At 62.0% G+C, this 25,146-nt stretch carries 28 protein-coding genes and 1 riboswitch; of the genes, 14 read left to right on the top strand and 14 right to left on the bottom strand.

The features are described from left to right. Positions 1-9: 9 nt before the first annotated feature. Genes V0R37_RS17435 through V0R37_RS17425 form a run of 3 tightly spaced genes read left to right on the top strand, consistent with a single transcriptional unit; the run spans position 10 to position 2,944 of the window. Positions 10-1,035, top strand: a complete 1,026-nt coding sequence (locus V0R37_RS17435; RefSeq protein ID WP_420375727.1) for an ABC transporter ATP-binding protein — start codon at positions 10-12, stop codon at positions 1,033-1,035. Beyond that, positions 1,032-2,087, top strand: a complete 1,056-nt coding sequence (locus V0R37_RS17430; protein WP_420375726.1) for an ABC transporter ATP-binding protein — start codon at positions 1,032-1,034, stop codon at positions 2,085-2,087. The genes V0R37_RS17435 and V0R37_RS17430 overlap by 4 nt, the downstream gene beginning before the upstream one ends. After that, positions 2,084-2,944 carry an N-formylglutamate amidohydrolase gene (locus tag V0R37_RS17425; protein ID WP_420375725.1) on the top strand — a complete coding sequence of 287 codons (861 nt, stop codon included), beginning with the start codon at positions 2,084-2,086 and terminating at the stop codon, positions 2,942-2,944. The genes V0R37_RS17430 and V0R37_RS17425 overlap by 4 nt, the downstream gene beginning before the upstream one ends. 15 nt (positions 2,945-2,959) lie before the next feature. Here V0R37_RS17425 and V0R37_RS17420 read toward each other — a convergent pair whose 3' ends face one another. Beyond that, a complete protein-coding gene (locus V0R37_RS17420) occupies positions 2,960-3,976 on the bottom strand; it encodes a C45 family autoproteolytic acyltransferase/hydrolase (RefSeq protein ID WP_420375724.1) in 1,017 nt (338 codons plus the stop codon). Between the two features lie 8 nt (positions 3,977-3,984). Then, positions 3,985-4,851 (bottom strand): MurR/RpiR family transcriptional regulator, encoded by an 867-nt coding sequence (locus V0R37_RS17415; protein ID WP_420375723.1) that lies wholly within the window; start codon positions 4,849-4,851, stop codon positions 3,985-3,987. A gap of 86 nt (positions 4,852-4,937) precedes the next feature. On the opposite strand from V0R37_RS17415, the gene V0R37_RS17410 reads away from it, so the two are divergent. Continuing rightward, the gene (locus V0R37_RS17410) at positions 4,938-6,263 is read left to right on the top strand and encodes an aspartate aminotransferase family protein (protein ID WP_420375722.1); all 1,326 of its coding nucleotides are present in this window, start codon (positions 4,938-4,940) and stop codon (positions 6,261-6,263) included. A 57-nt stretch (positions 6,264-6,320) separates the two neighbouring features. After that, positions 6,321-6,845, top strand: a complete 525-nt coding sequence (locus V0R37_RS17405) for a carboxymuconolactone decarboxylase family protein (protein ID WP_420375721.1) — start codon at positions 6,321-6,323, stop codon at positions 6,843-6,845. Positions 6,846-7,315: 470 nt separating this feature from the next. On the opposite strand, the gene V0R37_RS17400 is transcribed toward V0R37_RS17405, so the two are convergent. Further along, positions 7,316-7,897: a cob(I)yrinic acid a,c-diamide adenosyltransferase gene (locus tag V0R37_RS17400; protein ID WP_420375720.1), complete on the bottom strand. Its 582-nt coding sequence runs from the start codon at positions 7,895-7,897 to the stop codon at positions 7,316-7,318. A gap of 15 nt (positions 7,898-7,912) precedes the next feature. Continuing rightward, positions 7,913-8,341, bottom strand: coding sequence for a GNAT family N-acetyltransferase (locus V0R37_RS17395; RefSeq protein WP_420375875.1), 429 nt, complete (start codon positions 8,339-8,341; stop codon positions 7,913-7,915). Between the two features lie 127 nt (positions 8,342-8,468). On the opposite strand from V0R37_RS17395, the gene V0R37_RS17390 reads away from it, so the two are divergent. Further along, a complete protein-coding gene (locus V0R37_RS17390; protein ID WP_420375719.1) occupies positions 8,469-8,771 on the top strand; it encodes a copper-binding protein in 303 nt (100 codons plus the stop codon). A gap of 75 nt (positions 8,772-8,846) precedes the next feature. Here the strand turns inward: V0R37_RS17390 and hslU are convergent, their stop codons facing one another. From hslU to V0R37_RS17365, 5 genes are all read right to left on the bottom strand, one after another. Beyond that, on the bottom strand, positions 8,847-10,178 hold the full coding sequence (gene hslU / locus V0R37_RS17385) for an ATP-dependent protease ATPase subunit HslU (protein WP_420375718.1): 1,332 nt from the start codon (positions 10,176-10,178) through the stop codon (positions 8,847-8,849). A gap of 62 nt (positions 10,179-10,240) precedes the next feature. After that, entirely contained in the window at positions 10,241-10,774 is a 534-nt protein-coding gene (hslV, locus tag V0R37_RS17380) for an ATP-dependent protease subunit HslV (RefSeq protein WP_420375717.1), read from the bottom strand. Between the two features lie 122 nt (positions 10,775-10,896). Then, on the bottom strand, positions 10,897-11,340 hold the full coding sequence (dksA, locus tag V0R37_RS17375; protein WP_420375716.1) for an RNA polymerase-binding protein DksA: 444 nt from the start codon (positions 11,338-11,340) through the stop codon (positions 10,897-10,899). Between the two features lie 73 nt (positions 11,341-11,413). Continuing rightward, positions 11,414-12,511, bottom strand: coding sequence for a CobW family GTP-binding protein (locus V0R37_RS17370; RefSeq protein ID WP_420375715.1), 1,098 nt, complete (start codon positions 12,509-12,511; stop codon positions 11,414-11,416). A gap of 148 nt (positions 12,512-12,659) precedes the next feature. Beyond that, positions 12,660-13,130, bottom strand: coding sequence for a Fur family transcriptional regulator (locus V0R37_RS17365; protein WP_420375714.1), 471 nt, complete (start codon positions 13,128-13,130; stop codon positions 12,660-12,662). A gap of 308 nt (positions 13,131-13,438) precedes the next feature. On the opposite strand from V0R37_RS17365, the gene V0R37_RS17360 reads away from it, so the two are divergent. Genes V0R37_RS17360 through V0R37_RS17350 form a run of 3 tightly spaced genes read left to right on the top strand, consistent with a single transcriptional unit; the run spans position 13,439 to position 16,100 of the window. After that, complete coding sequence (locus V0R37_RS17360) at positions 13,439-14,155, top strand: metal ABC transporter ATP-binding protein (protein ID WP_420375874.1); 717 nt, start codon at positions 13,439-13,441, stop codon at positions 14,153-14,155. Continuing rightward, positions 14,155-15,054 (top strand): metal ABC transporter permease, encoded by a 900-nt coding sequence (locus V0R37_RS17355; protein ID WP_420375873.1) that lies wholly within the window; start codon positions 14,155-14,157, stop codon positions 15,052-15,054. Before V0R37_RS17360 ends, V0R37_RS17355 begins: the two co-directional genes overlap by 1 nt. A gap of 32 nt (positions 15,055-15,086) precedes the next feature. After that, complete coding sequence (locus tag V0R37_RS17350) at positions 15,087-16,100, top strand: metal ABC transporter solute-binding protein, Zn/Mn family (protein ID WP_420375713.1); 1,014 nt, start codon at positions 15,087-15,089, stop codon at positions 16,098-16,100. A 22-nt stretch (positions 16,101-16,122) separates the two neighbouring features. Here the strand turns inward: V0R37_RS17350 and xerC are convergent, their stop codons facing one another. Genes xerC through V0R37_RS17325 form a run of 5 tightly spaced genes read right to left on the bottom strand, consistent with a single transcriptional unit; the run spans position 16,123 to position 20,463 of the window. Continuing rightward, positions 16,123-17,073: a tyrosine recombinase XerC gene (xerC, locus tag V0R37_RS17345; protein WP_420375712.1), complete on the bottom strand. Its 951-nt coding sequence runs from the start codon at positions 17,071-17,073 to the stop codon at positions 16,123-16,125. A gap of 28 nt (positions 17,074-17,101) precedes the next feature. Next, positions 17,102-17,788 (bottom strand): DUF484 family protein, encoded by a 687-nt coding sequence (locus V0R37_RS17340; protein ID WP_420375711.1) that lies wholly within the window; start codon positions 17,786-17,788, stop codon positions 17,102-17,104. Next, positions 17,785-18,678 carry a diaminopimelate epimerase gene (gene dapF / locus V0R37_RS17335; protein WP_420375710.1) on the bottom strand — a complete coding sequence of 298 codons (894 nt, stop codon included), beginning with the start codon at positions 18,676-18,678 and terminating at the stop codon, positions 17,785-17,787. Before dapF ends, V0R37_RS17340 begins: the two co-directional genes overlap by 4 nt. Positions 18,679-18,721: 43 nt before the next feature. After that, positions 18,722-19,612, bottom strand: coding sequence for a lysophospholipid acyltransferase family protein (locus V0R37_RS17330; protein WP_420375709.1), 891 nt, complete (start codon positions 19,610-19,612; stop codon positions 18,722-18,724). Further along, the gene (locus V0R37_RS17325) at positions 19,609-20,463 is read right to left on the bottom strand and encodes a lysophospholipid acyltransferase family protein (protein WP_420375708.1); all 855 of its coding nucleotides are present in this window, start codon (positions 20,461-20,463) and stop codon (positions 19,609-19,611) included. Before V0R37_RS17325 ends, V0R37_RS17330 begins: the two co-directional genes overlap by 4 nt. A gap of 248 nt (positions 20,464-20,711) precedes the next feature. On the opposite strand from V0R37_RS17325, the gene metK reads away from it, so the two are divergent. From metK to metF, 5 genes are all read left to right on the top strand, one after another. Further along, positions 20,712-21,875 carry a methionine adenosyltransferase gene (gene metK, locus V0R37_RS17320; protein WP_420375707.1) on the top strand — a complete coding sequence of 388 codons (1,164 nt, stop codon included), beginning with the start codon at positions 20,712-20,714 and terminating at the stop codon, positions 21,873-21,875. A gap of 111 nt (positions 21,876-21,986) precedes the next feature. Then, positions 21,987-22,202: a DUF1289 domain-containing protein gene (locus V0R37_RS17315; protein WP_420375872.1), complete on the top strand. Its 216-nt coding sequence runs from the start codon at positions 21,987-21,989 to the stop codon at positions 22,200-22,202. A 40-nt stretch (positions 22,203-22,242) separates the two neighbouring features. Next, a riboswitch (S-adenosyl-L-homocysteine riboswitch) is annotated at positions 22,243-22,321 on the top strand. A 95-nt stretch (positions 22,322-22,416) separates the two neighbouring features. Continuing rightward, positions 22,417-23,835 carry an adenosylhomocysteinase gene (ahcY, locus tag V0R37_RS17310; protein WP_420375706.1) on the top strand — a complete coding sequence of 473 codons (1,419 nt, stop codon included), beginning with the start codon at positions 22,417-22,419 and terminating at the stop codon, positions 23,833-23,835. A gap of 80 nt (positions 23,836-23,915) precedes the next feature. Continuing rightward, a complete protein-coding gene (locus V0R37_RS17305) occupies positions 23,916-24,254 on the top strand; it encodes a phage holin family protein (RefSeq protein ID WP_420375705.1) in 339 nt (112 codons plus the stop codon). Next, a complete protein-coding gene (gene metF / locus V0R37_RS17300; RefSeq protein WP_420375704.1) occupies positions 24,251-25,090 on the top strand; it encodes a methylenetetrahydrofolate reductase [NAD(P)H] in 840 nt (279 codons plus the stop codon). The genes V0R37_RS17305 and metF overlap by 4 nt, the downstream gene beginning before the upstream one ends. Positions 25,091-25,146 lie beyond the last annotated feature (56 nt).

The following is a 25,146-nucleotide window of genomic DNA, read 5'->3' as shown; positions in this document are numbered from 1 at the left end:
ATGGCGATCATGAACGAATACGCCACACTCCCCAGCCGCAACGAGTTCGCCGCAGACCTTCCGTCCGGGGATCTTCTGCTGGATGTGCGCAATCTTAAAACCTGGTTCCACACGCGGGACGGCGTGGTCAAGGCCGTGGACGGTGTATCCCTGCAATTGCGTCCCGGTGAAATCCTGGGATTGGTGGGGGAGTCGGGATCGGGTAAAAGCATTACCGGCTTTTCATTGATGAACCTGGTCGAGCATCCGGGACGGATACAGGCCGAACGCATGTGGTTCAACGGCCGCGATCTGCGGGATCTTACGGCGCAAGAGTATCGCCAGCTGCGCGGGCGCGACATGGCGATGATTTTCCAGGACCCCATGATGACTTTGAATCCGGTCCTGCGGGTGGATACGCAGATGGTGGAAGCGGTCCGGGCGCACGAACGGGTATCGCGCAAGGCCGCCCGCGACCGCGCCATACAGGTATTGGGCATGGTGGGCATACCTTCTGCGCAAGAGCGATTGCTGGTGTACCCGCATCATCTGTCCGGAGGCATGCGCCAGCGCATCGCCATTGCGATCGCCTTATTGAATTCTCCGCGCTTGATCATTGCCGACGAGCCCACGACGGCGCTGGACGTCACCATACAGGGGCAAATTTTGTACGAGGTCCAGAAGCTGTGCCGCGAAATGGGCACGGCGCTGATCTGGATCACGCACGACCTGGCCATTGTTTCGGGCCTGGCCGACAGGCTGGCGGTCATGTACGCCGGGCGTATCGTTGAAACCGGCTCCACCCTGGACATTGTCGGCGCCGCCCAGCATCCGTATACGCATGGCTTGATTTCGTCGATTCCGTCCGTCAGCACACGCGGACAGGAACTCTTTCAGATACCGGGATCCACGCCCTCCCTGCTGAACCTGCCTGCGGGCTGTCCGTTCCGGGCACGGTGTTACCGTGCCACGGAGCAATGCGCCGCCGATCCCGTGCTGGAAGAGGCGGCCCCGGGACAATGGGTGCGTTGCTGGCACAAGGGGGTGCAGGCATGAGCCGCCCGGATATCATCCTGTCGCTGCGTGATGTCCGGCGCGACTATGCACAGCGGGCCGATATGGTAGAGCGCATGGGCCGGCTGCTGAAAGGGGGCGGAAAGCCCAAATCGGTTCAGGCGGTGGCGGGTGTCGACTTGGATGTCATGGCCGGCGAGGTCATCGGCATTGTGGGTGAGTCCGGTTGCGGCAAGTCCACCTTGGGCCGCATGCTTACCGGCATCCTGCCGCCCAGTTTCGGCAAGATTCTCTACAAAGGGCAGAATATCGGCCAATTGACGGGTGAGGCCAGGCGCGAGTACGAACTGGGCGTGCAAATGATTTTCCAGGATCCGTTCTCGTCGCTGAATCCGCGCATGCGCGTCATCGACATCATCGGCGAAGGGCCCATGGTGCACGGCTTGGTCAGCCGGGCCGGCAAAGAGGCCTATGTGGCCGGCCTGATGCAGAAAGTCGGGCTGGATCCCGCCTATCGCTTCCGCTATCCGCATCAGTTTTCGGGAGGCCAGCGCCAGCGCATAGGCATAGCCCGGGCCTTGGCGCTGAAGCCTGCCGTCATTGTCTGCGACGAGGCCGTGGCGGCGCTGGATGTTTCGATTCAGGCGCAGGTGTTGAACCTGTTCATGCAATTGCGCAGGGAGTTCGCGCTGACGTATTTCTTCATCAGCCACAACCTGGGCGTGGTCAGCCATATTTCAGATCGGGTGGCCATTATGTATTTGGGCCGCATCGTCGAAATTGCCGATACCGACACCATATTCCAGCGCGCGAACCATCCGTACACGCAGGCGCTCATCAAGGAGCTGCCGTCCCTGCGCACCGACCGGCGCCGGTTCGATCCCATCAAGGGAGAGCTCCCTTCCCCCCTGCATCCGCCATCGGGCTGCGCCTTCCATCCCCGCTGTCCATACGCCATGGACCGGTGCAGGGTGGAACGCCCCTTGCTGAAGGCGGTCGAGGCCGTCCAGGGCCTGCATGCCAGCGCTTGCCATTTGAACGATATGCACTTGAACGATAAACAGAACGCAGCCCAAACTCAGGAGACGACATGAGATTCGCCGATTCGGAATTCGACCCCTATGTATTGTCTTTGCCTACTTGCAGCGCGATACCGCTGATTTGCGATTCGCCGCATAGCGGCGTCGTCTATCCCGCCGACTTCCAAAGCTGCCTGCCGACCTCAATCTTGCGTTCAGGCGAGGACACCTATGTGGAAGAGCTGTGGCAAGCCATACCGTCGGTGGGCGGAGCTCTGCTGGCCGCCAATTTTCCTCGCACCTATATCGATCCCAATCGCGAAGAGGACGATATCGATCCCAACATCCTGGCCGAACCCTGGGCGACCGAACTGCATCCCACCGAGAAGTCGCGGCTGGGACACGGATTGATCTGGAGCATGGCGCGCAAGCAGCCCTTGTATGACCGCAAGCTGTGGGTGGCCGAAGTGGAGAACCGCATAGCCACCTATCATCAGCCTTATCATCAGGCCTTGCAGCGCCAGATCGAAGCGGCGCACGAGCGCTTCGGCGTGGTGTGGCATTTGAATCTGCATTCCATGCCCTCGGATTCCTATGAGGTGCTGGAGATAGACACCGACAAGCCTCTGGCGGATTTCGTGCTGGGCGATCGCGATGGTACGACCTGCGACCCGACCCTGATCGGGATCATCGAGGACTTCCTGTTGCAGCGCGGTTATACGGTGGCACGCAACGATCCATTCAAGGGCGTGGCCCTGATCGCGCGCATCGGCCGGCCGGAGGAAAACCGGCACAGCCTGCAGATCGAAGTCAATCGCAGTTTGTATATGGATGAAGAGTCCTACGAGCGATCCGCCAACTTCCAGAATTTGCAGCGCGACCTGTCGGAGTTGAGCGTAACAGTGGCGGAGTTCGTCAGGTCGGTCATGTAGCGAGCCGCTGCGGCCTCATGCCAGATCGGCATCCGCCAGTGTGTACCGGGGAGGGCGCCCCGGCCGCTCGTAGACTTGCCAGTTGACGCGGTCGGCGCCCACATGGATGTCGGCGGTGGCCATGGTGTTTTCGTTGTCGCTGTCGTCGGACGCGTCGCGATAGATGGGGAATTCGCGGTTCGATTGGTCGGCCAGGATCGCCAGGGGATCGGTCTGTGTGCCGTCAAGCAGCGCATCGCCGCGCTGCTGGCGGTGCAGCGACGAATCGGTGACGACTTGGGGAAAGCCGGCCATGCCGGGGTGAATCACATGGTTGGCATGCAGGCTGGCCTGCCGTATGGCTTGCGCCGATACGCCCATGGCATTGAATTCCACGCTGTACAGCTCGGGCAGGCCGCGTTGCGCCAGGCTTAGATGGAAGCCGCCCGCCCGTGGTGCGCCGCGCAACACGCCGATGGCGTCTTGAACGGCGGATTGGTTCAGCAGGGCGCGCGTCAGCACCATGCGGGGAAGGCCGATGGCGACCTGGCGGGAACGCAGGTTGTTGACGGTCATGGCCAGGCCGGCTGCCGTCACCGCGAAGGTATGGCCGGGTATCGACGCCGGGTAGAGAAACGAGGCAAAGCGCGGCCCGACTGATGGAGCGAATAGGCCGAGGCCGCAATGGCCGGCGAAGCCGGGATCGCCGTCTTCGTTGTGGGTGATGCGGGGTCCGCCGGACAAGGGCAGCTGCACCGTGGTGCAGCCGTCGGGCGACATGGACCAGACATCGCCCCGGCAATTCCACAGGAACACGTCGTCGGGCGGCAGTTGCAGCCCATCGGCCAGGCCCAGGAGCTCTTGCCGGATTCCGGGAAAATGCTGTTCGGTCAGGTCCGCCATGGCCTTCGCCGCCGCACTGCCGCGCCAAGCCATGACGCTGTGCCAGGACGGCGATTTGATCAGGTAGGAATGGGCGGCTTGGGCGCCGAACTTGCCCAGCGTTTGGCCGATCTGGAAGGGCGAGCCGGACAGTTCGATGAGTTTCAACATGAATAAGCCTATTTTAGATATGCACCGGTCCGGTGCAATTGATCTTCGGCGCGTGCAATGCCCTCGATGGCCTGTGAGCCGGCCTTGGCCAGAAGCTGTTCGATCAGGATTTCCACCAGGGCCATGGCGGCGGCGCCGGAAGGAAAGAAGGACGGTGTTTCCGTTGAGAACACCAGGACGCAATCGGCGTCCAGCGCAATGGGCGCCACGACGCTGTCGCAAATGGCCAGAATGCGGCTGCCCGCCATTCGCGCGGCCTGGGCGACGCGCATGGCCTCCTGCGAGTAGGGGGCGAAGCCGATGATGATGACGGCATCGCCTTTGGCGATGGTGCGCAACTCCATTTCCAGCGTACCGGCGTCGCCGCGCAAGGCGGTGACCGAGGGCCGGAACAGGCGGTATAGGTACTGGAGGGTGAAGGCGGGAGCGAAGGAGGCGCGAAAGCCCGCCACGTGCACCTGCTTGGCCTTGGACAGGAGCTGGACGGCCGCCGGCAGGCGTTGCGCGTTCGCTTGCTCCAGCAGCCGTATGTTGTCGGCCTGGGTTGCGACCGCGCGGCTGAGCGCATCGCGCGGGTTCTTGCCGCGTATAAGCTTGCGCGCCTGATCGGCATACGTTTTGGGCGTCTGCCGCAGGGACTGGACGAATACGCTTTTCAGATCGCCCCAGCCTTCGTAACCCAGGGATTGGGCCAAGCGTACCAGCGTGGCGGGTTGCACGCCGGCCTGTGTGGCTACTTTGCGCATCGAGGCTATGGGTACCTCGTTGGGAAAATCCAGCAGGTACTTGGCTCCCACCTGAAACTGCGGCGCCATGCCGGAAAAATCCCGGCGTATGCGCGCACTGAGCGCATCCAGGTTTTGCGGAAATTGCATGTCTGTCATAAGCACGATTATATTGATTTATTTGTTGCTTGGTATATTATATAAACAACATTTGTTGAATTTCCGGCCTCTTTACCATGACACACGTTTTCCATCGCAACCCTAAACAGCCGTTGAACCTGGCCGTGCGCGGCCAAGGCATCCAGCTTTTCGACCAGAACGGCAAAGGCTATATCGACGCGTCGGGCGGCGCCGCCGTCTCCTGCCTGGGGCACGGCCATCCCGATATCATCCAGGCCATCAAAGATCAACTGGACAAGGTGGCCTACGCGCATTCGTCGTTTTTTACCACGCAGGTCACTGAAGACCTGGCCGATTTCCTGCAGCAGCGATCGCCCGGCGATCTGGACCATGTGTATTTCGTATCGGGCGGATCGGAAGCGGTCGAGGCGGCTCTTAAGCTGGCGCGGCAATACTTCGTTGAAATCGGTCAGGCATCGCGCCGCCATTTCATTGCGCGGCGGCAAAGCTATCACGGCAATACGCTGGGCGCCCTGGCCATAGGTGGCAACGCATGGCGCCGCGAGCCTTTCCTGCCTTTGCTGGTGCCGGCGCATCATGTGTCTCCGTGCTATGCCTACCGCGATCAATTGCCCGGTGAAACCGAGGAAAGCTACGCGCAGCGACTGGCACAGGAGCTCGACGACAAAATCCAGGAACTGGGGGCTGAAAATGTGGCCGCCTTCGTGGCGGAGACCGTGGTCGGCGCGACCGCCGGCGCGCTCGCGCCGGTCAGGACCTACTTGCAGCGCGTGCGCGAGGTCTGCGACCGCCATGGCGTTCTGCTGATCCTGGACGAGGTGATGTCCGGCATGGGCCGCACCGGCCATCTGTTCGCCTGCGCCCAGGACGGCGTCGTGCCCGATATCATTACCATCGCCAAGGGTCTGGGCGCGGGCTATCAGCCCATAGGCGCCATGATCGCCAGCAGCCGTATCTACGATGCGATCGTGGCGGGCAGCGGCTTCTTCCAGCATGGCCACACCTATATGGGTCATGCCACGGCCAGCGCGGCCGCCCTGGCGGTCCAGCAAGTTATTGAACGCGATAATCTGCTGGCCAATGTGCTGGCACGCGGCGAGCAGCTGCGCGATGAGCTGCGCAGCGCCTTGGCCGACCACCCGAATGTGGGCGATGTGCGCGGCCGCGGTCTATTCGTGGGCGTGGAGTTCGTGCAAGACAGGCAAAGCAAGGCGACGCTGGATCCGGCCCGCAAGACGCATGCCTTGCTGAAGAAGCAGGCGATGCGGAATGGTTTGATGATGTACCCCATGGGTGGGACGATAGACGGTGTGCATGGAGACCATGTGTTGCTGGCGCCGCCTTTTATTTGCACGGCGGCCGACATCAGCGAAATCGTGTCCCGCTTTACCGGGACTGTGCGGCAGGTGTTGCCGGCTTAGCAGGCTGCGCCGCATTGTCCTTTTTCAATTTTTGTCGATATTTTCAGGAAGTGCTTCATGGCCCGTTTACCTTACGCCGATCTGTCCCATCCCGATGTCAGTCCGCTGGTCGAGCAGATTGTTGCCGAGCGCGGCAGTGTGCTGCATTTGTATCAGATGCTGTTGCAAAGCCCGCCGGTGGCGCGGGGATGGCTGAACCATCTTACGGGGATACGGCATAACAGTTCTTTGCCGGGCGATCTGCGCGAGATGGTGATCATGCGTATTGCGATCGTTAATGGCGCGCCTTACGAGGCGGACCAGCATGCGCCGATTGCCCTCAAGGAAGGGATGACGCAGGCTCAGCTGGATGATCTGGCTGCTTGGGAGTCGTCAAGCCTGTTCAGCGAGAAGGAGCGGGCGGTGCTGGCTTATACGGATACGATGACGCGCGATATCCAGGTGCCGGATGGGGTGTTTGACGCTGTCAAGATCCATTTCGAGCCGCGGCAGATGGTGGAGCTGACGGCTACGATTGCGACGTATAACATGGTGTCGAGGTTTCTGGAGGCGCTGCAGATTCATACGCATGATGAGCGGTGATTCTTGATTTTCGTGTGATGGCTCATTTCCTTGAAGATGACCATAGGCCCGAACGCAAAATTCTGGGCGCATCTTTTTTGATGTCCAACTTTAGAAGCTCTTAAGAAAGGCGGCCGCGGCAGGGGCTGCTCCGGCTTCGCGCGTCACGGCCTTGGCGTTGCCAAGGCTGCCCGTTCCAGCCAGGCAAATCGTGGCGGGTGTGGAACTCGCCCGAATGGGCAGCCCCCGGCTGCCCATAAGCGCCGGGCTCAGACAGCCACACCCTTGAATCCACGATTTACCTGACTGGAACGGCGTGCGCGAGGCGCCTGCGCAGCCCCTGCCGCGGCCGCCTTTTTAGGGCGGTTATTGTTGGTGGCGTCCCACTTTTTTGAGGTGTGCGCTGCGGCTGCGTTGGCGTTGCTGGATCGATAGTGCTTTTCCAAGGCGCGCGGATTTTATGGCGGGTTGCGCAATAGCGCGATCGGACGCTAGCGGCCCCAGAGTACGTCGGACTGGCCGGCGGCTCGGTTCAGGGCGCGGGCCAGGACGAAGCACAGGTCGGAGAGGCGGTTCAGGTATTGCTTGACGGGGTCGTTGACGGCGGGCGCCGGCGGGCTGTTGCCTGCGTCAGTGTCGGCGGCGGATTCAGCTTTGTCCAGCGCTATCACCGAGCGCTCGGCGCGCCGGCATACGGTGCGGGCCACGTGGGCCAGCGCTGCGGCGCGGGTGCCGCCGGGCAGGATGAATTCTTGCAGCTTGCCCAGGCCGGCGTTGTGTTCGGCCAGGGCTTGTTCCAGGAACAGCACATGTTCTTTCTTGACTGCGACATGGCCGGGAATGCACAGTTCCGCGCCCAGGTCGAACAGATCGTTCTGCACGCGGGCAAGCAAGGCGTCGATGGCAGGGGGCAGGGCTTCGCTGCGCAGCAGGCCCAGGGTGCTGTTCAGTTCGTCGACGTCGCCCATGGCGGCGATGCGCGGCGCGTCTTTGTCGATGCGGCTGCCATCGCCCAATCCGGTGGTGCCTTGATCGCCGGTGCGCGTGGTGATGACGGAGAGGCGTGTGCTCATGGTGGTGTCCTGTGCTTAGGCGGCCAGGCGGTGCAGGGCTTGGCCGGTGACGCGCACGATGCGCCATTCGGGCAAGACGTCGGCGCCCAGGTATTTGTAGAAGTCGATGGCGTTCTGGTTCCAGTCCAGCACTGTCCATTCGAATCGGCCGCAACCCTGTTCGATGGCCAGCCTGGCCAGGTGTTTTAGCGCCATCTTGCCCAGGCCCCGGCCGCGATGGGCGGGCTGTACGTACAGGTCTTCCAGATACAGGCCGCGCTTGTCCAGGAAACTGGAATAGTTATGAAACCACATGATGTAGGCCACGGGCACGCCGGGCTGGTCGTCGGTATGGGCGACCAGGCAATTGGCGGAGGGCCGGGGGCCGAAGAAGCTCGCCAGCAGGCTTTCTTCGGTGGCCTTGAAGATGTCGGTCAGCTTTTCGAATTCGGCCATTTCACGCATGAGCGCAAGCACATGGGGGATATCCGTCTGGCGGGCGGGACGCAATTGGTAAGAGGGTGTTGCGTTGGACAAGCCTGTTCCTTGGTTTGGCGTTATGCTGGTGGCGTATCAATCAGGAGTTTAGCTTATGCGTTTCACGAATCGACAGCGTATGCGGGCATTGGCGGCGGCCATTGCGCTGACTTCGTTCTATTCGGTTGCCGCGCAGGCCCAGCAGGCCAGCGCATCGGGAGAGGTGCGCCGTGTCGATGCCTCCGCCGGCAAGGTCACCATCAAGCATGGAGCCATCTCCGATCTGCAACTGCCCGCCATGACGCTGGTCTACCGGGCCGATCCGGCGCTGCTGGCGGCCATCAAGCCGGGCGACAAGGTCAAGTTCACCGCCAAGCGCGAGGGCGGCCAGTACGTGATCACCGAGATATCAAAATGAACGGGGCGCCCTGAATAGGACGCCCCGTATGCCTGCGGCGGCGGGAAGCGCAAGCGCCCCCGGCCCACGCTTGATCTACAGTACGTAGCGCGCAAGGTCCTGGCTGTTGGCGGCCTCTTCCAGCTTGGCGTTGACGTAGGCCGCATCGATCACGACGGTCTGTCCGCTGCTGGCCGTCGCGTCGAAGGACAGGTCTTCCAGCAGTTTTTCCATGACGGTGTACAGGCGGCGCGCGCCGATATTCTCGGTGCGCTCGTTCACGTCGAAGGCCAGCTCCGCCAGGCGCTGTATGCCTTCGTCGGTGAAGTCCAGCGAGACATCCTCTGTCCCGAGCAAGGCCTTGTATTGCTTGGTCAGCGAGGCATCGGTGTCGCACAGTATGCGCACGAAGTCCTGGGCCGAAAGCGAGTCAAGCTCGACGCGTATGGGAAAGCGCCCCTGCAATTCAGGAATCAGGTCGGAGGGGCGCGACAGGTGAAAGGCGCCCGAAGCGATGAACAGGATGTGGTCGGTGCGGACCACGCCGTACTTGGTATTGACGGTGGTACCTTCGACCAGCGGCAGCAGATCGCGCTGCACGCCCTGGCGCGAGACGTCGCCGCCGGAGTGTTCCTGGCGCGTGGCGATCTTGTCGATCTCGTCCAGGAACACGATGCCGTTCTGCTCGGCATTGGACACGGCCACCGTGCGCAGGTCTTCCTCGTTGATGCGGCGTCCTGCTTCCTCTTCGGTCAGCAGCTTGAAGGCTTCCTTGACCGACATCTTCCGGGATTTCTTCTTGTCGCGGCCCAGGCCGGCGAACATGCCCTTCAACTGCTCGGTCATTTCCTCCATGCCCGGAGGCGCCATGATTTCCATCTGCGGCGCGACCTGGGCGACCTCGATTTCGATCTCCATGTCGTCCAGCTTGCCTTCGCGCAGGCGTTTGCGGAAGGTCTGGCGTGCGGTGTTCTCCTGGCGGTCAGGCTCGCCGCTGGCGTTGCGGGCGGGCGAAACCAGGACGTCAAGGATGCGGTCTTCGGCGGCATCCTCAGCCTGGGTGCGGACTCGGCGCATCTCGACATCGCGAGTCTGCTTGACTGAAATCTCGACCAGATCGCGGATGATGGTGTCCACATCGCGGCCGACATAGCCCACCTCGGTGAACTTGGTGGCTTCAATCTTGATGAAGGGCGCATTGGCCAGCTTGGCCAGGCGGCGGGCGATCTCGGTCTTGCCCACACCGGTGGGGCCGATCATGAGTATGTTCTTGGGGACGATTTCGTTGCGCAGCGGCTCGGCCACCTGCTGGCGGCGCCAGCGGTTGCGCAGGGCGACCGCCACGGAGCGCTTGGCGCGATCCTGTCCGACGATGTTTTTGTCGAGTTCGGAGACGATTTCTCCGGGGGTCATGTTCGTGGCAGACATAGCTTGGTTTTTTCTTCAGGTGCGTGAATGGCGGCGGCGTCGGGCAGGGCGATGCGCGCGGCTTAAAGTGTTTCGACGATGTGGTTCTGGTTGGTGTAGATGCACAGGTCGCCTGCGATCTCGAGCGATTTCTTGACGATATCGGCGGGCGCCATGTCGGTGTTGTTCAGCAGGGCCAGCGCGGCGGACTGGGCATAGGCGCCACCGGAGCCGATGGCCGCCAGGCCGTGTTCGGGTTCCAGGACATCGCCGTTGCCCGTCAGGACCAGGGTGTGGTCCTTGTCGGCGACGATCAGCATGGCCTCCAGGCGGCGCAGCACGCGGTCGGTGCGCCAGTCCTTGGTAAGCTCCACGGCGGAGCGCATGAGATTGCCCTGGTGTTTTTCCAGCTTCGCCTCGAAGCGTTCCTGCAGGGTAAAGGCATCGGCGGTGGCGCCGGCGAAGCCGGCCAGGATCTTGTCCTGGTACAGGCGGCGTATTTTGCGCGCCGTGCCTTTGATGACGATGTTGCCCAGGGTGACCTGGCCGTCTCCGCCTAGCGCGACGTCGTTGCCGCGGCGGACACAAATGATGGTGGTGGCGTGAAATTGTTCCATGGATCTTCCTTTGAGCTCTTCATCTGGGGATGAAAAGGAAAAGTTCAAGGGGAAAATCCGGGCCGTGGCCGATCGGGCCGGCGGATGCGGCCCGATCGGTTCGATGCAAGAACTGCGGCGGCTTAGTCGCCGTACAGCTTCTGGCGCATCTCGCGGCGTTCCTGGGCTTCCAGGGACAAGGTGGCGGTGGGGCGCGCCAACAGGCGTGCGATGCCTATGGGTTCGCCCGTTTCTTCGCACCAGCCGTATTCGCCCGAATCGATCAAGGTAATGGACTGTTGCACTTTTTTCAGAAGCTTGCGTTCGCGGTCGCGAGTGCGCAGCTCCAGCGCATGTTCTTCCTCTATCGTGGCGCGGTCGGCCGGATCAGGCACAAATTGGGTTTCACGCAAGTTCTCGGTGGTGGCGTCCGCATTGTTCAGGATCTCTTGTTCAAGCTCTTTCAGGCGGTTCCTGAAAAAAGCGAGCTGTTCCGCGTTCATGTAGTCGGATTCGGGCATTGCCAACAACTCTTTCTCTGTCAGCAAATGCGGCTGGTTTTTTGCGGCGGCTGATTTGCTTGCCATGATGTGTCCTCTTTTTGTAGTGTTGGTGCTTGGGGCCGTATCGCCATTTACCTTTGTTGCGATGGGCCCACTATCAGACCAAGCATTGTTCCAGACCCCTGGTGAAGATCTCCTGGGGAAGTTTACGGCCTATGAACACCATTTTGGTATTAGGCTTTTCGCCGGATAGCCAGGGTTTTCCAGGTTCGGCGCCCATCATCATGTGGACGCCCTGAAATAGCATGCGGCGATTGATTCCTTTCAAAAACAGTATGCCTTTGTAGCGGAGCAGGTCGGGGCCGTATACCTGGACGATGCCGCCCAGGAATTCCTCGAGCCGTTCCGGGTCGAAGGCTTTGTTTGAGCGGAAAACGAAAGCGCCGATCTCATCGTCGTGATGCGCGTGATGGTGATCGTGCTGATGTCCGCAGTGGGCGCCGCATTCGCCTTCGTGGTCATGATCATGATCGTGGCCATGATTGTGACCGTGGTCGTGCGCGGCGTCGGGGTGTTCATCGGCCAGGAAATCCGGGTCGATGTCCAGTATGGTGTTCAGGTTGAACCCGCTGATGTCCAGCAGCGATTTCAAATCGGTTTCGCCGAAGTTCACCGGAGTGATCGACGCACGCGGGTTGATGCGGACGATGCGCGCACGCAGCGCCTGGTAATCGACATCGTTGACCAGGTCTTTTTTCGAAACGAGAATGCGGTCGGCAAAGCCGATCTGCTTTTGCGATTCTTCCTGCTTGTCCAGCGTTTCCATGCCATGCTTGGCATCGACAACGGTAATCACGGCGTCCAGCCGGTAGTAATCGGCGATTTCGTCGTCCATGAAGAACGTCTGGCAGACCGGGCCAGGGTTGGCCATGCCGGTGGTTTCGATAATGATGCGCTCGAAATTCAGTTGGCCCGCCTGGCGCTTGACCCGCAAATCGTTAAGGGTGCGCATGAGGTCGCCGCGTATCGTGCAGCATACGCAGCCGTTGCTCAATTCGACGATTTCTTCTTCGCTGTCTTGTACAAGCAGGTCGTTATCTATGCTTTCCGGCCCGAACTCGTTTTCAATGACGGCAATCCGGCGCCCGTGATACTCGGTCAGAATACGCTTGAGCAGGGTGGTTTTTCCTGCGCCAAGAAAACCTGTAAGTATGGTTACCGGAACCATTTTGCCGGTGTCAGTAGCGGCTTTCATCGTGTGCCTCGCATAGCGCGGCCCGAATACATGCGCCGCCGGCATGTCAGCAAGCGGCTATATCAACTATTCGTACCGCGCAAAAAAACTCAACGTGCGATTACATCACAGCATACGCTTTAGAGCAAACATGCGCTTGATATATGCATTAATGAGCATATGGCCGGCACGCTTTGCATAGCGCGCGCAGCTCTGTTTCGTGGTCGGACAGCTCGAATCCCGCATCGGCCACCTTGCTGGCCAGCTGCCGGCTGAGATCGGGATCGCTCAGCTCGGCCACGGCGCCGCACTGCGTGCACACCACCAGCAGGTCGTGCGGCTCGCCGGCCGCGTCCATGCAGGCCGTCCAGGCATTGATGGCGTCCAGCCTGTGGACCAGGCCTTCGTCCACCAGGAAATCCAGCGCGCGGTAGACGGTCGGAGGCGCGGCGCCGGGCTGGACGGCCCTAATGAGGTCCAGCAGCTCGTAGGCTTTGACGCTGCGGTGCTGGGCCAACAGGATTTCCAGGACCTTGCGGCGTATGGGGGTAAGCCGTTTGCCCCGCTGCACGCACAGCGATTCGGCGGTGCGCAACTGTGCTGCTAGGGCAGCCGGCTGTGTCGAATGTTTGGCTGGCATGACTCTGCTCTACGTGTAAAAAGGAGGATATCCGTTGCGCCAGTGTAGTACGGGGAGGGTGGCGCCCTGCGGCAAAATCCCTGGCTATGTTATAACATAACAGTTAAGCGCACACGCGGACCGCCGCCACGCATTGTTTTTTTCGCTTTCATGCACCGATCTCCTTCCTCCTTATCCCATGGGCCGCGCCGTTATCGCGGCTCGGCGTTGCTGGCCTCTTGCACACGGCGCGTGGCCTATATGCTGCTGGCTGTCGTCTTTCTGTGGTGCCTGACGGCATGGGCATTGCAGTGGTGGTAGGGGCGGCCATGGCGGACGCGGTCATCGAACTGGATCAGGTGTCGCTGGGCTGGCGGGACCGTGTGGCGGTCCGCGATGTTTCCGGCACATTCGCCCGTGGCTCGCTGACCGCCATCGTGGGACCCAATGGCGCCGGAAAATCGACGCTGGTCAAGGGCATCATGGGGCTTGTCAGCCCCTTGCGCGGCCAGATACGCCTGGCGGACGATGCCCGCACGCAGATAGCCTGCCTGCCGCAACTGGGCGAACTGGATCGCAGCTTTCCCATCACTGTCTACGACCTGGTCGCCATGGGTGCGTGGCGGCGCGTGGGCCCGTGGAAGCGCTTCGATGCGGCCGAACGCGAACGTGTGCAATCGGCGCTGGAGGTCGTGGGCCTGGCCGACTTCGGGCCGCGCATTATCGGCACGCTGTCGGGCGGGCAGTTGCAGCGGGCGCTGTTTGCGCGGCTGCTGCTGCACGATGCGCATACCTTGCTGCTGGACGAACCCTTTGCGGCCGTCGATCGGCATACGACGGAAGACCTGATGGCTTTGCTGCACGAGTGGCATGGTCAGGGGCGCACGGTCATTGCCGTGCTGCACGATCTGGATCTGGTGCGGGCTCATTTTCCGCAGGCCTTGCTGATGGCGGGACAGGCGGTGGCCTGGGGCGCGACCGAAAATGTCCTGACGGCCGAGAACCTGCATTTGGCGCGCCATTTATGCGCCGGGGACTATTTATGATGTGGCTGGTCGACTGGCTATTCGGCCCATTCATCGATTACAGCTTCATGCGCCGCGCATTGGCCGGATCGCTTGCCTTGGCGTTTGCGGCGGGTCCCCTGGGCGTTTTCCTGGTGCTGCGCCGCATGAGCCTGATGGGCGATGCCATGGCCCATGCCATCTTGCCCGGTGTGGCGGTGGGCTTCCTGACAGCCGGCCTGTCCCTTAGCGCCATGACCCTGGGTGGAATGATCACCGGCCTGGTGGTGGCCGTGCTGGCGGGTACCGTGGCTCGGCTTACACCGCAACGCGAAGATGCGAGCTTTGCCGCCTTTTACCTGGTTTCCCTGGGCCTGGGGGTACTGCTGGTCTCCTTGCGAGGCTCCAATATGGATCTGATCCACGTTCTGTTCGGCACGGTGCTGGGTTTGGACGATGCGGCGCTGCTGCTGGTGACTTCGGCGTCCAGCGTGACCTTGCTGGTGCTTGCCATGATCTTCCGGCCGCTGGTGCTGGAGTGCCTGGACCCGCTTTTCCTGCGCAGCCACGGGTCGGCGGGCACCTTCATTCATATGGTGTTTCTGGTGCTGCTGGTCATGACGCTGGTCGCCGGCTTTCAGGTGCTGGGCACGCTGATGGTGGTGGGCATCATGATGCTGCCGGCCACCGCCGCCCGTTTCTGGGCAGGATCCGCCGGCCGCCAGATGGTGCTGGCCGCCGCCCTGGGCGCCGTGGCGTCCTATGCGGGCCTGCTGCTTTCGTACTACGCCAACGTTCCGGCTTCACCCGCGATTATTCTTTCGGCAGGATGTATCTATTTCCTGTCGATCTTTTTCGGCCCTTTGGGAGGGTTGCTGCAAGCCGCGCGCCAAGCCCGCGCCCGGCGCCAGCGCCTGTCCCGCATTTCGGAGCAACTTTAATGGTCCACGCCAACACAGCTTATCGCCTCCGTATGCCGCGCCGAAGAGTCCTCGGGACTCTGGCCGGCGCTACGCTTGCCGCCGTGATGCCCGGGGCATTCGCAGCCCGGTCCGCCGCGGCGATTGCACCGCTGAACGTCGTTGCCAGTTTTTCCATTCTGGGCGACATGGTCCGGGAGATCGGCGGGGAGCGTGTTGCATTGACCACCCTGGTGGGGGCCAACGGCGATGTGCACTCGTTCGAACCGTCGCCACGGGACACGAAGGCGCTGTCCGAAGCCGCGGTCCTGGTATTGAATGGACTGGATTTCGAGACCTGGCTTCCACGCCTGGTGCAGTCATCGGGCTTCAAGGGTCGCCAGATCCTGGCATCCAAAGGCGTCGCGGTGCGTCGCCTGAGCGCCGACGAGCTGGGGGGCGGCGATCACGGCGACGATCATGGCGATGAGCCGGAAGGGCATGGCAAGAAACAACATGGGCACGGCGATGCGCACGCTCACGGCGATCATTCCGTCGGCGACATCGACCCGCATGCGTGGCAGGATCTGCGCAACGGCATGATCTATGCCCAGAATATTGCCGATGGCCTGGCACGGGCCGATCCCCCGCGGGCCAGCTATTACAAGATGCGGGCGAAGCTTTATATCGAGAAAATGACCAAGCTCGACGCCGAAATCAGGGTTGCGCTGGCGGATATTCCAGCGAACCGGCGCATAGTGATTACCTCGCATGATGCATTCGGCTATTTTGCACAAGCCTATGGGATACGTTTTATTTCGGTTGCCGGCCTGTCCAGCGAGGCTGAGCCCTCGGCCAAGGATTTGGCCGCCATCGTGGATCGGGCCAAGAAGGAGCATGTGGCGGGCGTCTTCATCGAAAGCGGCACAAGCTCCAGGCTGGTCAAGCAGCTGGCGCGCGAAACGGGGATCAGGATGGGCGGCACGCTGTATTCCGACGCCCTGGCGTCGGCCGATGCGCCGGCCGCAAGCTATCTGGGCATGTTCAGCTGGAACGCGGGCCGGTTGATCTATGTGCTGACGCGCTGAGCGGGATCGCGGCCGGGGGGCTTCAGCGTTTTCTGCCGGCGCGCGGATGCGCCTTGTCATAGGCCTGTGCCAAGTGCTGGAAGTCCAGCCGCGTATAAATCTGCGTGGTGGAAATATTGGCGTGTCCCAGCAATTCCTGCACCGCGCGCAAGTCCTGGGCCGACTGCAGCATGTGGCTGGCAAAGCTGTGGCGCAGGCTGTGCGGGTGCACATGCACAGGCAGGCCGGCCAGCGTAGCCAGCTTGTTCAGTTGCAGCTGGACCACCCTGGGTGAGATCCGATTGCCCCGGGCACCCAGAAACAGGGCGGAACAGGCGTCGATGCCCGCGCCGGGACCGAGCAGGCCGGCGCGCACGTCCAGCCAATGATTGACGGCGGCAATGGCTTTTGTGCCCAGCGGCACGTTGCGGGTCTTGCCGCCCTTGCCCTTGACGATGGCTTCGTGTTCCTGCAATTGCACCCAGCTTTGCGACTCGTACGACTCCTGGCGGGTATAGCGCCAATCGAGGCTGACCAATTCGGCCAGACGCAGGCCGCTGGAATACAGGACTTCGAACATGGCCTGGTCGCGGCATTCAATAGGGGTTTTGGGCGCCGGCAGGCCGGGCCGGTCCAGCAGGACCTGAGTCTGTTCCACCGACAAGGCCTTGGGCAGGCCGCGGGGCGCCTTGGGCGCGCGCACGCCCGCCGCGGGGTTGGAGTCCATGCCGGCGGCGGGCGCCCACCATTGGTAGAAGCCGCGCCAGGCGGCAAGCGCCCGGGCCAGGCTGCGCGGCTTGAGTCCCTGCCCGTGCAGGCGCGCAATGGCCTGGCGGATGTGGCTCTCGGTGTACTGCTCGAGCGCGGTGTTGGCGTGGCATTGAATCAGGTGGCGAAGATCCTGGCGGTAGCCCGCCAGAGTGTGCTCTGAATAGCGCCGATTGCCCCGCAGGTGGGCAAGCCATTGCTCCATGGGCGCGGGCAGGGCATGCATGCGGCTTCCCTTTTAGCGTTGACCGGCCTTAAGCGTAGTCGTCCTGGTCGGGCGATCCGCGCAGGCGCGACAGGCTGGCGCTGGCCAGTTGATTGATGGTGTCCAGGAAGGCCGTGCCCATGTCCGGAGTGAAGCGCTCGGCTTCGTCGGACCCCAGGACCAGCAGGCCTATGGGCTCGCTGCTGCCTGAAGGCCGCAAGCCGATAATGGCCAGCGAGGCGGGCGCGGTGCCCAGCCAACCCGCCGCTTCCTGGTCCCGCAGCGGACCGCAATACGGCTTGACCAGTTCGCGCGCATACGCCCTGATCGACTCGGTGACGTCTTCGTTGAATTCGCTGTCGGCAAGCTTGGGAAGGTCCCAGACGCGCAAGGCGATGGTGGGCAGGTCGAACAGGTCGCCCAGGCTGCGCACGATATGGGCGGGAATCTGGCGGGCGTCGTCCTCGGCTAGCATGCGGCAGCACCAGTCGTTCAGCGTCTTGCTGATTCTTTCGTTGCCGCTGGCGTTGTGGACCAGGCCCGATAGCTGCCATTCCAGGTCTTTGGCGCGGGCGCGCAAGGTCATGATCTGCCGTTCGCCCAGGGATATGGCGCGCGTCTCGTTGGGGTGCGGGACGCGCAGATTGGCAAACAGTTCGGCATGCTCCTGGAAGAAAGCCGGGTTGGTTTGCAGGAAGCGCGCAACGTCGTCGGCGGAAAGGCTATCTTCGGTCATGGCGTCGGGGCGTCCTTGTTGGTGAATTGTTGGGTCAAAGCATCGATATCGATCTGGCCGGAAAACACGGTGGTGGCGGGACCGCTCATGCGCAGGCTGCCGTCTTCCCAGGCGACAGTCAGCCGCCCGCCGCGAGTATGGACTTGCACCGGGCTGTCCAGCAGGCCGCGCCGTATGCCGGCGACCACGGCCGCGCAGGCACCGGTCCCGCATGCCAGGGTCTCGCCGGCTCCGCGCTCGTAGACACGCAGCTTGATGGCGTGGCGGTCCAGCACTTGCATGAATCCCGCATTGACGCGTTGCGCGAAACGCGGATGCGACTCGATAAGCGGCCCGGTAGTCCCCACAGGCGCCGTGTCAACGTCGGCGACGACCTGGACCGCATGAGGGTTGGAAATGGCCACCAGCGACAGCACGGCATCGTCATGCCCCGGCAGCGGCAGAGTCCACAAGGTATCGTCGCCGCAGGGCGCCGATTGCAGGCCCCGGGTATCGAAAGCAAGCGCGGCGGGCTCGAAGCGGGTCTGGCCCATTTCGGCTGAAACGCCGTCCGCGTCGGAGTTGTCCAGGGTGATCAGGCCGGTGCTGATCTCCGCGCGCAGGGGGTTGCGTCCCGACAGGCCCTGTTCGTGGACGAAACGCACGAAGCAGCGCGCGCCGTTGCCGCAATGCTCGACTTCGCTGCCGTCGGCGTTGAAGATGCGATAGCGGAAGTCGGCTTCGGGATGGGCCGGGTTTTCGACCAGCAGGAGTTGGTCGGCGCCCACGCCGAAATGGCGGTCCGCAAGAGCCCGCGCCCTTTCGGGCGTCATGTCTATCGATTGCCGCACGCCGTCCAGGACAACGAAATCGTTGCCTGCACCGTGCATTTTTACGAAGTTCCAGATCATGATGATGATTATCCCGGATTACCGGTGGTTTGTCCGCAATGGATCAGTAGAAACGGGCCTGGCCTTCCGGCCGGGTCTTGAATCGCCGGTGCACCCAGTAATATTGCGGCGGGTCCGTTCTGACCCAGCTCTCTAACAACTGGTTCAGGCGGCCCGTGGCTTCTTCCGCCGTTTGGGTTCCGGGAAAATCGTCCAACGGCGGCAGGACGTCCACACGGTATTGGCCTGTCCCGGCGTCGAGCCGGCTGATGATGGGCACTACCGCGGCATTCCAGGTCTTGGCTATCTGGGCCGTGGTCAGCAGCGTGGCCGCCGGCACATTGAAAAAGGGCAGGAAGGCGGCGCCGGCCGGCCCAAAATCCATATCCGGCAGGTAATACACCGGTATGCCATTGCGCAAGTGGCGTATCAGTCCCCGCACGCCGTCATGGCGGCTGACCAGATGCACGGTGTTGAACCTGCCCCGGCCTTCGCGCACCAGGGTATCCACGTCCGGGTCGCTCTGGCGGGTGTACATCGTGGCCGATTCTTTCAGGAACAGCGTCAGGCGCGTGGCGGCGGCATCCAGCCCGATGAAGTGCGGCGCCAGCAGGATGATCTTGCGTTTTTCCTTGAGCAGGCCGTCCAGGTGCTCCAGCCCTGTTATGGGCGTGGCTTCGAGTATGGCGGGCGCCGGCCCGAACCAGCACAGCCCGCGGTCCACCACCGATTGCGCCAGCAGATGGAAATGCCTGTGCAGCCACGCTTCCCGCTCTTGTTTGGATCGCTCGGGAAAGCACAGGGCCAGATTGGTGCGCACGATATGCGCCCTGGATCGCATCAGGCGGGGAGCCAGCCAGCCCAGCACGCGCCCCCAGCGCCGGCGGGTCGACGTGGAACTGCGGCCGAAATAAGCGAAGACGGAACGAAGCAGGGGAAGTTTGTTGAACGTCATTGCAATGCGTCCTCCGGACGCGGCGGCGCGTCCGGGGGGATTTTGTAGCGGTTGTAGCTCCATAGATACTGCTGGGGAAAACGGCGGATCAGCGTTTCCATGGCGCTGTTGATGGATGCGGCAAGGGCTTGCGGGTCTGTGGCCAGCGGCTCGGCCAGCCGCTGGTAGTGGATGCGCCAGCCTTGGCCCTTGGGCAGGCGTTCGCCGGCCGTAAGGATGACGGCAACGCCGGTTTGCAGGGCCAGTTTGCCGGCCAGCGTCATGGTATAGGCCTGTTTGCCGAAAAACGGCGCCCAGACCCCGTCGCCGCTGCCGGGCACCTGGTCGGGCAGCATGCCCACGGCTTCGCCGCGCTTCAAGGCGCGGACGAATTCGCGCACGCCCTGCATGGCGGCCGGCACGGCTTTCAGGCCCGAGGTGTTGCGCGCCTGCTCCATGACGGGTTCCAGAAAGGCCTGGCGCGGCGGGCGGTACATGACGGTGATGGGGCCGTGCTGGATCAGATAGCGCGCCGTGATCTCGAAGCAGCCCAGATGCGGTGTCAGGTACAGGATGCCCCGGCCTTCGGCCAGAGCCTGGTGGACGACGGCATCGTCGTCGCTGTGGGTCATGCGCAGGCATTCCTGGTTGCGCAGCCAGACCTTGGGCGTTTCCATGATCATTGCGCCCGTTTCGGCCGCCGATCGCCGCGCGAAAGCCGGGTCGGCATAGCCCGCTTGGGCGGCGTTGGCCTTGAGGCGCCTGCGGTACCTGCCCGGCCAGGCGTACACCAGGCGCCCCGCCGCGCGGCCCAGGCCGTGAAGCAGCGGTAGCGGCAAGCGTGCGATAAGGCGGAATAAGACCAGGAGCATGAGTGCAACAATAACCCTTGTGCGATATGTGAAAAATGATGCGCTGGCGTATTTTCGCTTAAAATGGGGTTCATCGCTGAGTTAACCGACAACTTGCGGGGCGATGTCGGGCCGTCTTCAACAACGGCCCGCAAATAATCCGCTAAAGCGTCGCGCCCTGATTACCACTGCTATGCAGACGTCCGAGGTGCAACGCATACCGTTCAACCTCCATGCCGGGCAACCGGCGTTATATAGGACGTATCGCTGTGGCAAATAACGACTTTCTTTTCACTTCCGAATCCGTCTCCGAAGGTCACCCCGACAAAGTCGCCGACCAGATCTCTGACTCCATCCTCGACGCCATCCTCACGCAGGATCCCAACGCCCGGGTAGCGGCCGAAACCCTGTGCAATACAGGGCTGGTCGTGCTGGCAGGCGAGATCACCACGACGGCCAATGTGGATTACATCCAGGTTGCGCGCGACACCATCAAGCGCATCGGCTACGACAATACCGACTACGGGATCGACTACAAGGGCTGCGCGGTGCTGGTGGCCTACGACAAGCAATCGCCCGACATCGCCCAGGGCGTGGATCGCAGCAGCGAAGAAGTCCTGAACCAGGGCGCGGGCGACCAAGGCCTGATGTTCGGCTATGCCTGCGACGAAACCCCTGACCTGATGCCAGCTCCCATCTGGTACGCGCACCGTCTGGTGCAGCGCCAAAGCGAATTGCGCAAGGACGGCCGTCTGCCCTGGCTGCGTCCCGACGCCAAGTCCCAAGTCACCTTCCGCTATATCGACGGCAAGCCGGCCGAGGTCGACACCGTGGTGCTGTCCACCCAGCACGCACCCGAGATTTCGCAAAGCGATATCCACGAGGCCGTCATCGAACACATCATCAAGCCCAGCTTTCCCGATGGCCTGCTTACGCCCAAAACCAAGTTCATGATCAACCCCACGGGTGTGTTCGTCATCGGCGGCCCACAGGGCGACTGCGGTCTTACCGGCCGCAAGATCATTGTGGACACCTACGGCGGCGCATGCCCGCACGGCGGCGGCGCGTTTTCCGGCAAGGATCCCTCCAAGGTCGATCGTTCGGCCGCCTATGCCGCGCGCTACGTGGCCAAGAATGTCGTGGCCGCCGGCCTGGCCCGCCAGTGCCAGGTGCAGGTCAGCTACGCCATCGGCGTGGCCGAGCCCATCAACATCACGGTTTACACGGAAGGCACGGGAGTCATCCCCGACGAGCAGATTGCCCGTCTGGTGCGCGAGCATTTCGATCTCCGCCCCAAGGGTATCATCAATATGCTCGACCTGCTGCGGCCCATCTACAGCAAGACCGCCGCATACGGCCACTTCGGGCGCACCGAGCCCGAATTCAGCTGGGAGGCCACCGATAAGGTGCAAATCCTCAAGAAGGCCGCCTAGGCGCAGTGTGGTTCACCGGGGCCTTCGGGCCCCGGCGCTTTTCAAGGAGCTTCCATGTCCGATATTGATTCGCCCTCTGATCCGGCCGCTTGGCCGAAGTCCGAAGCAGGCATGGAGGCCGTCCAGGCTCGGCGCGATTCGGCGCACAGCCTGAATCCCAGCGACTCCCCCTGCGTTGCCGTCTGCTCGACCCTGTACGACGAGATCTGCCGGGGTTGCGGACGGACGGCCATGGAAGTGGCCAATTGGGTGTTCCTGGACGATGACGAAAAACTGCGGATTTGGCAGCGCATCAAGGCGCAGGGGTATCCGCGCCGGAAAGGCTGATTTCCTGGCAAGGACCCGGCTAATTACGCTACAATCAAGCCTTCCTGAGGGGCGCTGCAACGGTGTTGTTCACACCGCTAGGCTCAGGATCCTCTTTGTTTCAACGGCGCTCATCGTTTCCTGTACAGGCGAAGATGAGCACATGTCGCGACTTGCGATGTTTTGTTGAAAGCTCCGCGCTTCGGCTGGTACAGGCCAATTGGATGCCTACACCATGAATACCGTCGCCGAAGCCACATTCTCCGATTACAAAATTGCCGATATCGCCCTGGCGGGCTGGGGCCGCCGCGAGATCGCGATTGCCGAAACTGAAATGCCCGGCCTGATGGCCACGCGTGAAGAATATGCCGCCGCGCAGCCCTTGAAGGGCGCGCGCATCGCAGGCAGCCTGCACATGACGATCCAGACCGCGGTGCTTATCGAGACACTGAAGGCTCTGGGCGCCGAAGTGCGCTGGGCCTCGTGCAATATTTTCTCTACCCAGGATCACGCCGCCGCGGCCATTGCCGCCAGCGGCACCGCCGTTTTTGCCGTGAAGGGCGAAACGCTGGAAGACTACTGGAACTACACCCACCAGATCTTTGAATGGCCCAATGGCCAGCACGCCAACATGATCCTGGACGATGGGGGCGACGCCACCACCCTGCTGCATCTGGGCACCAAGGCCGAAGCCGATATTTCCGTGCTCGACAAGCCCGGCAGCGAGGAAGAGCGCGTGTTGTTCGCCTCGATCAAGGCCCAGTTGGCGCGCGATCCCAAGTGGTATTCGACGCGCCTGGCGCAGGTCAAGGGCGTAACGGAAGAAACCACCACGGGCGTGCATCGCCTGTATCAAATGGCCAAGAAGGGCGAGCTGGCCTTCCCGGCCATCAACGTCAACGATTCAGTCACCAAATCCAAGTTCGATAACCTGTACGGTTGCCGCGAGTCCCTGGTTGACGGCATCAAGCGCGCCACCGATGTCATGGTGGCCGGCAAGATCGCCGTGGTATGCGGCTTCGGCGATGTGGGCAAGGGCTGCGCGCAGGCGCTGGCCGCCCTGCGCGCCCAGGTATGGGTGACCGAAGTCGACCCCATTTGCGCACTGCAAGCGTCGATGGAAGGCTATAAGGTCGTTACGCTGGACGAAGCCGCCGACAAGGCCGATATTTTCGTGACCGCCACCGGCAACTACCATGTGATCACGCGCGAGCACATGGACCGCATGAAGGACCAGGCCATTGTCTGCAACATCGGGCACTTCGACAACGAGATCGACGTCGCCTCCGTCGAGAGCCTGGAGTGGGAAGAGGTCAAGCCTCAGGTCGATCACATCATTTTCCCCGACGGCAAGCGCATCATTCTGCTGGCCAAGGGACGTCTGGTGAATCTGGGCTGCGCAACGGGCCATCCTTCGTTCGTGATGTCGGCGTCATTCACCAACCAGACGATCGCGCAAATCGAACTGTTCACACGCGGCCAAGCCTACGATACAGGTCGGGTCTATGTGCTGCCCAAGCATCTGGATGAAAAAGTGGCGCGCCTGCACCTGAAGAAGCTGGGCGTGCAGTTGACCGAGCTGCGCAAGGATCAGGCGGACTACATCAACGTGCCGGTGGCCGGGCCCTACAAGCCTGATCACTATCGCTACTAAGCAGGATTTGCGGTAGGCAAGTACGCCGCCGGGGCGCCGCCCCGGCGATTCAAGCAGGACTTATCGAAGGAGTGCTGGTCATGGAAATCATTCTTGTCTGGATACTGAACGCCGTTGCATTGCTGATCGTGGCATACATACTGCCGGGCATCACGGTCGCCTCTTTTGGCTCGGCCCTGATCGCCGCATTGGTGCTGGGGTTGCTGAATACGCTGGTCAAGCCGGTTCTTATTTTGCTGACTTTGCCCATTACCATCGTGACGCTGGGCTTGTTCCTGCTGGTGCTTAACGCGCTGGTCTTCTGGTTCGCCGGCTCGGTGTTGAAGGGCTTCCAGGTCAATGGCTTCTGGTGGGCTCTGCTGGGGGCTTTCATCTACAGCATCGTGTCGGGTCTTTTATCCAGGTTGTTGGCTTCATGAGTAGTAAGCAGGCTATAAGTTTGGAGTTTTTCCCGCCGCGCGATATCGCGGCGCAGGAAAAGCTGGTGCGCTCGGCCAAGCAGTTGCTGGCTTTGCATCCGGCGTATGTAAGCGTTACCTTCGGTGCGGGCGGTTCAACGCGGTCGGGTACGGCCGATACGGTCCGCCTGATGCAGAACCTGGGCTGCGATGCGGCGCCGCATCTGTCGTGCATAGGCGCGACGCGCGCCGTGCTGGCCGATATTCTGGATTCCTATCGCCAGCTGGGTATCAAGCGTATTGTGGCGTTGCGCGGCGATTTGCCGTCGGGCATGGGCGGCGATGCGGGCGAGCTGCACTATGCCAGCCAGTTGGTGGAGTTCATCCGTCGGCACAGCGGCGATTGGTTCCACATCGAAGTCGCGGCCTACCCGGAGGTGCATCCGCAGGCCTCCAGCGCGGCGGCGGATCTGGACCATTTCATCGAGAAGGTGAAGGCGGGCGCGGATAGCGCGATCACGCAGTATTTTTTCAATGCGGACGCGTACCATGATTTTGTGGAGCGGGTGCGCGCCAGGGGCGTGGACCTTCCCATCGTTCCGGGCATCATGCCGATCACCAATTATTCGCAACTGGCCCGCTTTTCGAATATGTGCGGGGCGGAGATTCCGCGATGGATGCGTTTGCGGCTGACGGATTTCGGTGACGACAAGGCGTCCATCAAGGCGTTCGGGATGGATGTGATTTCCAGGCTGTCGCAGGATCTATTGGACAGCGGAGCGCCCGGGCTGCATTTTTATACGCTGAATAATGCGGAAGTGACGATGGGGATCTGGAAGCAGTTGCGCTTGGGGTAAGTTGATGCTGCTCGTCTCTGATGCCTGTTCAAGGTGATAATCGCCGCGGCTTTGAA

The organism is Pollutimonas rozaliensis (assembly GCF_048751585.1).
Lineage (GTDB): Bacteria > Pseudomonadota > Gammaproteobacteria > Burkholderiales > Burkholderiaceae_B.
The sequence above is the reverse complement of the archived record's forward strand: the minus strand, read 5'-3'. Positions and strand labels throughout refer to the sequence as shown.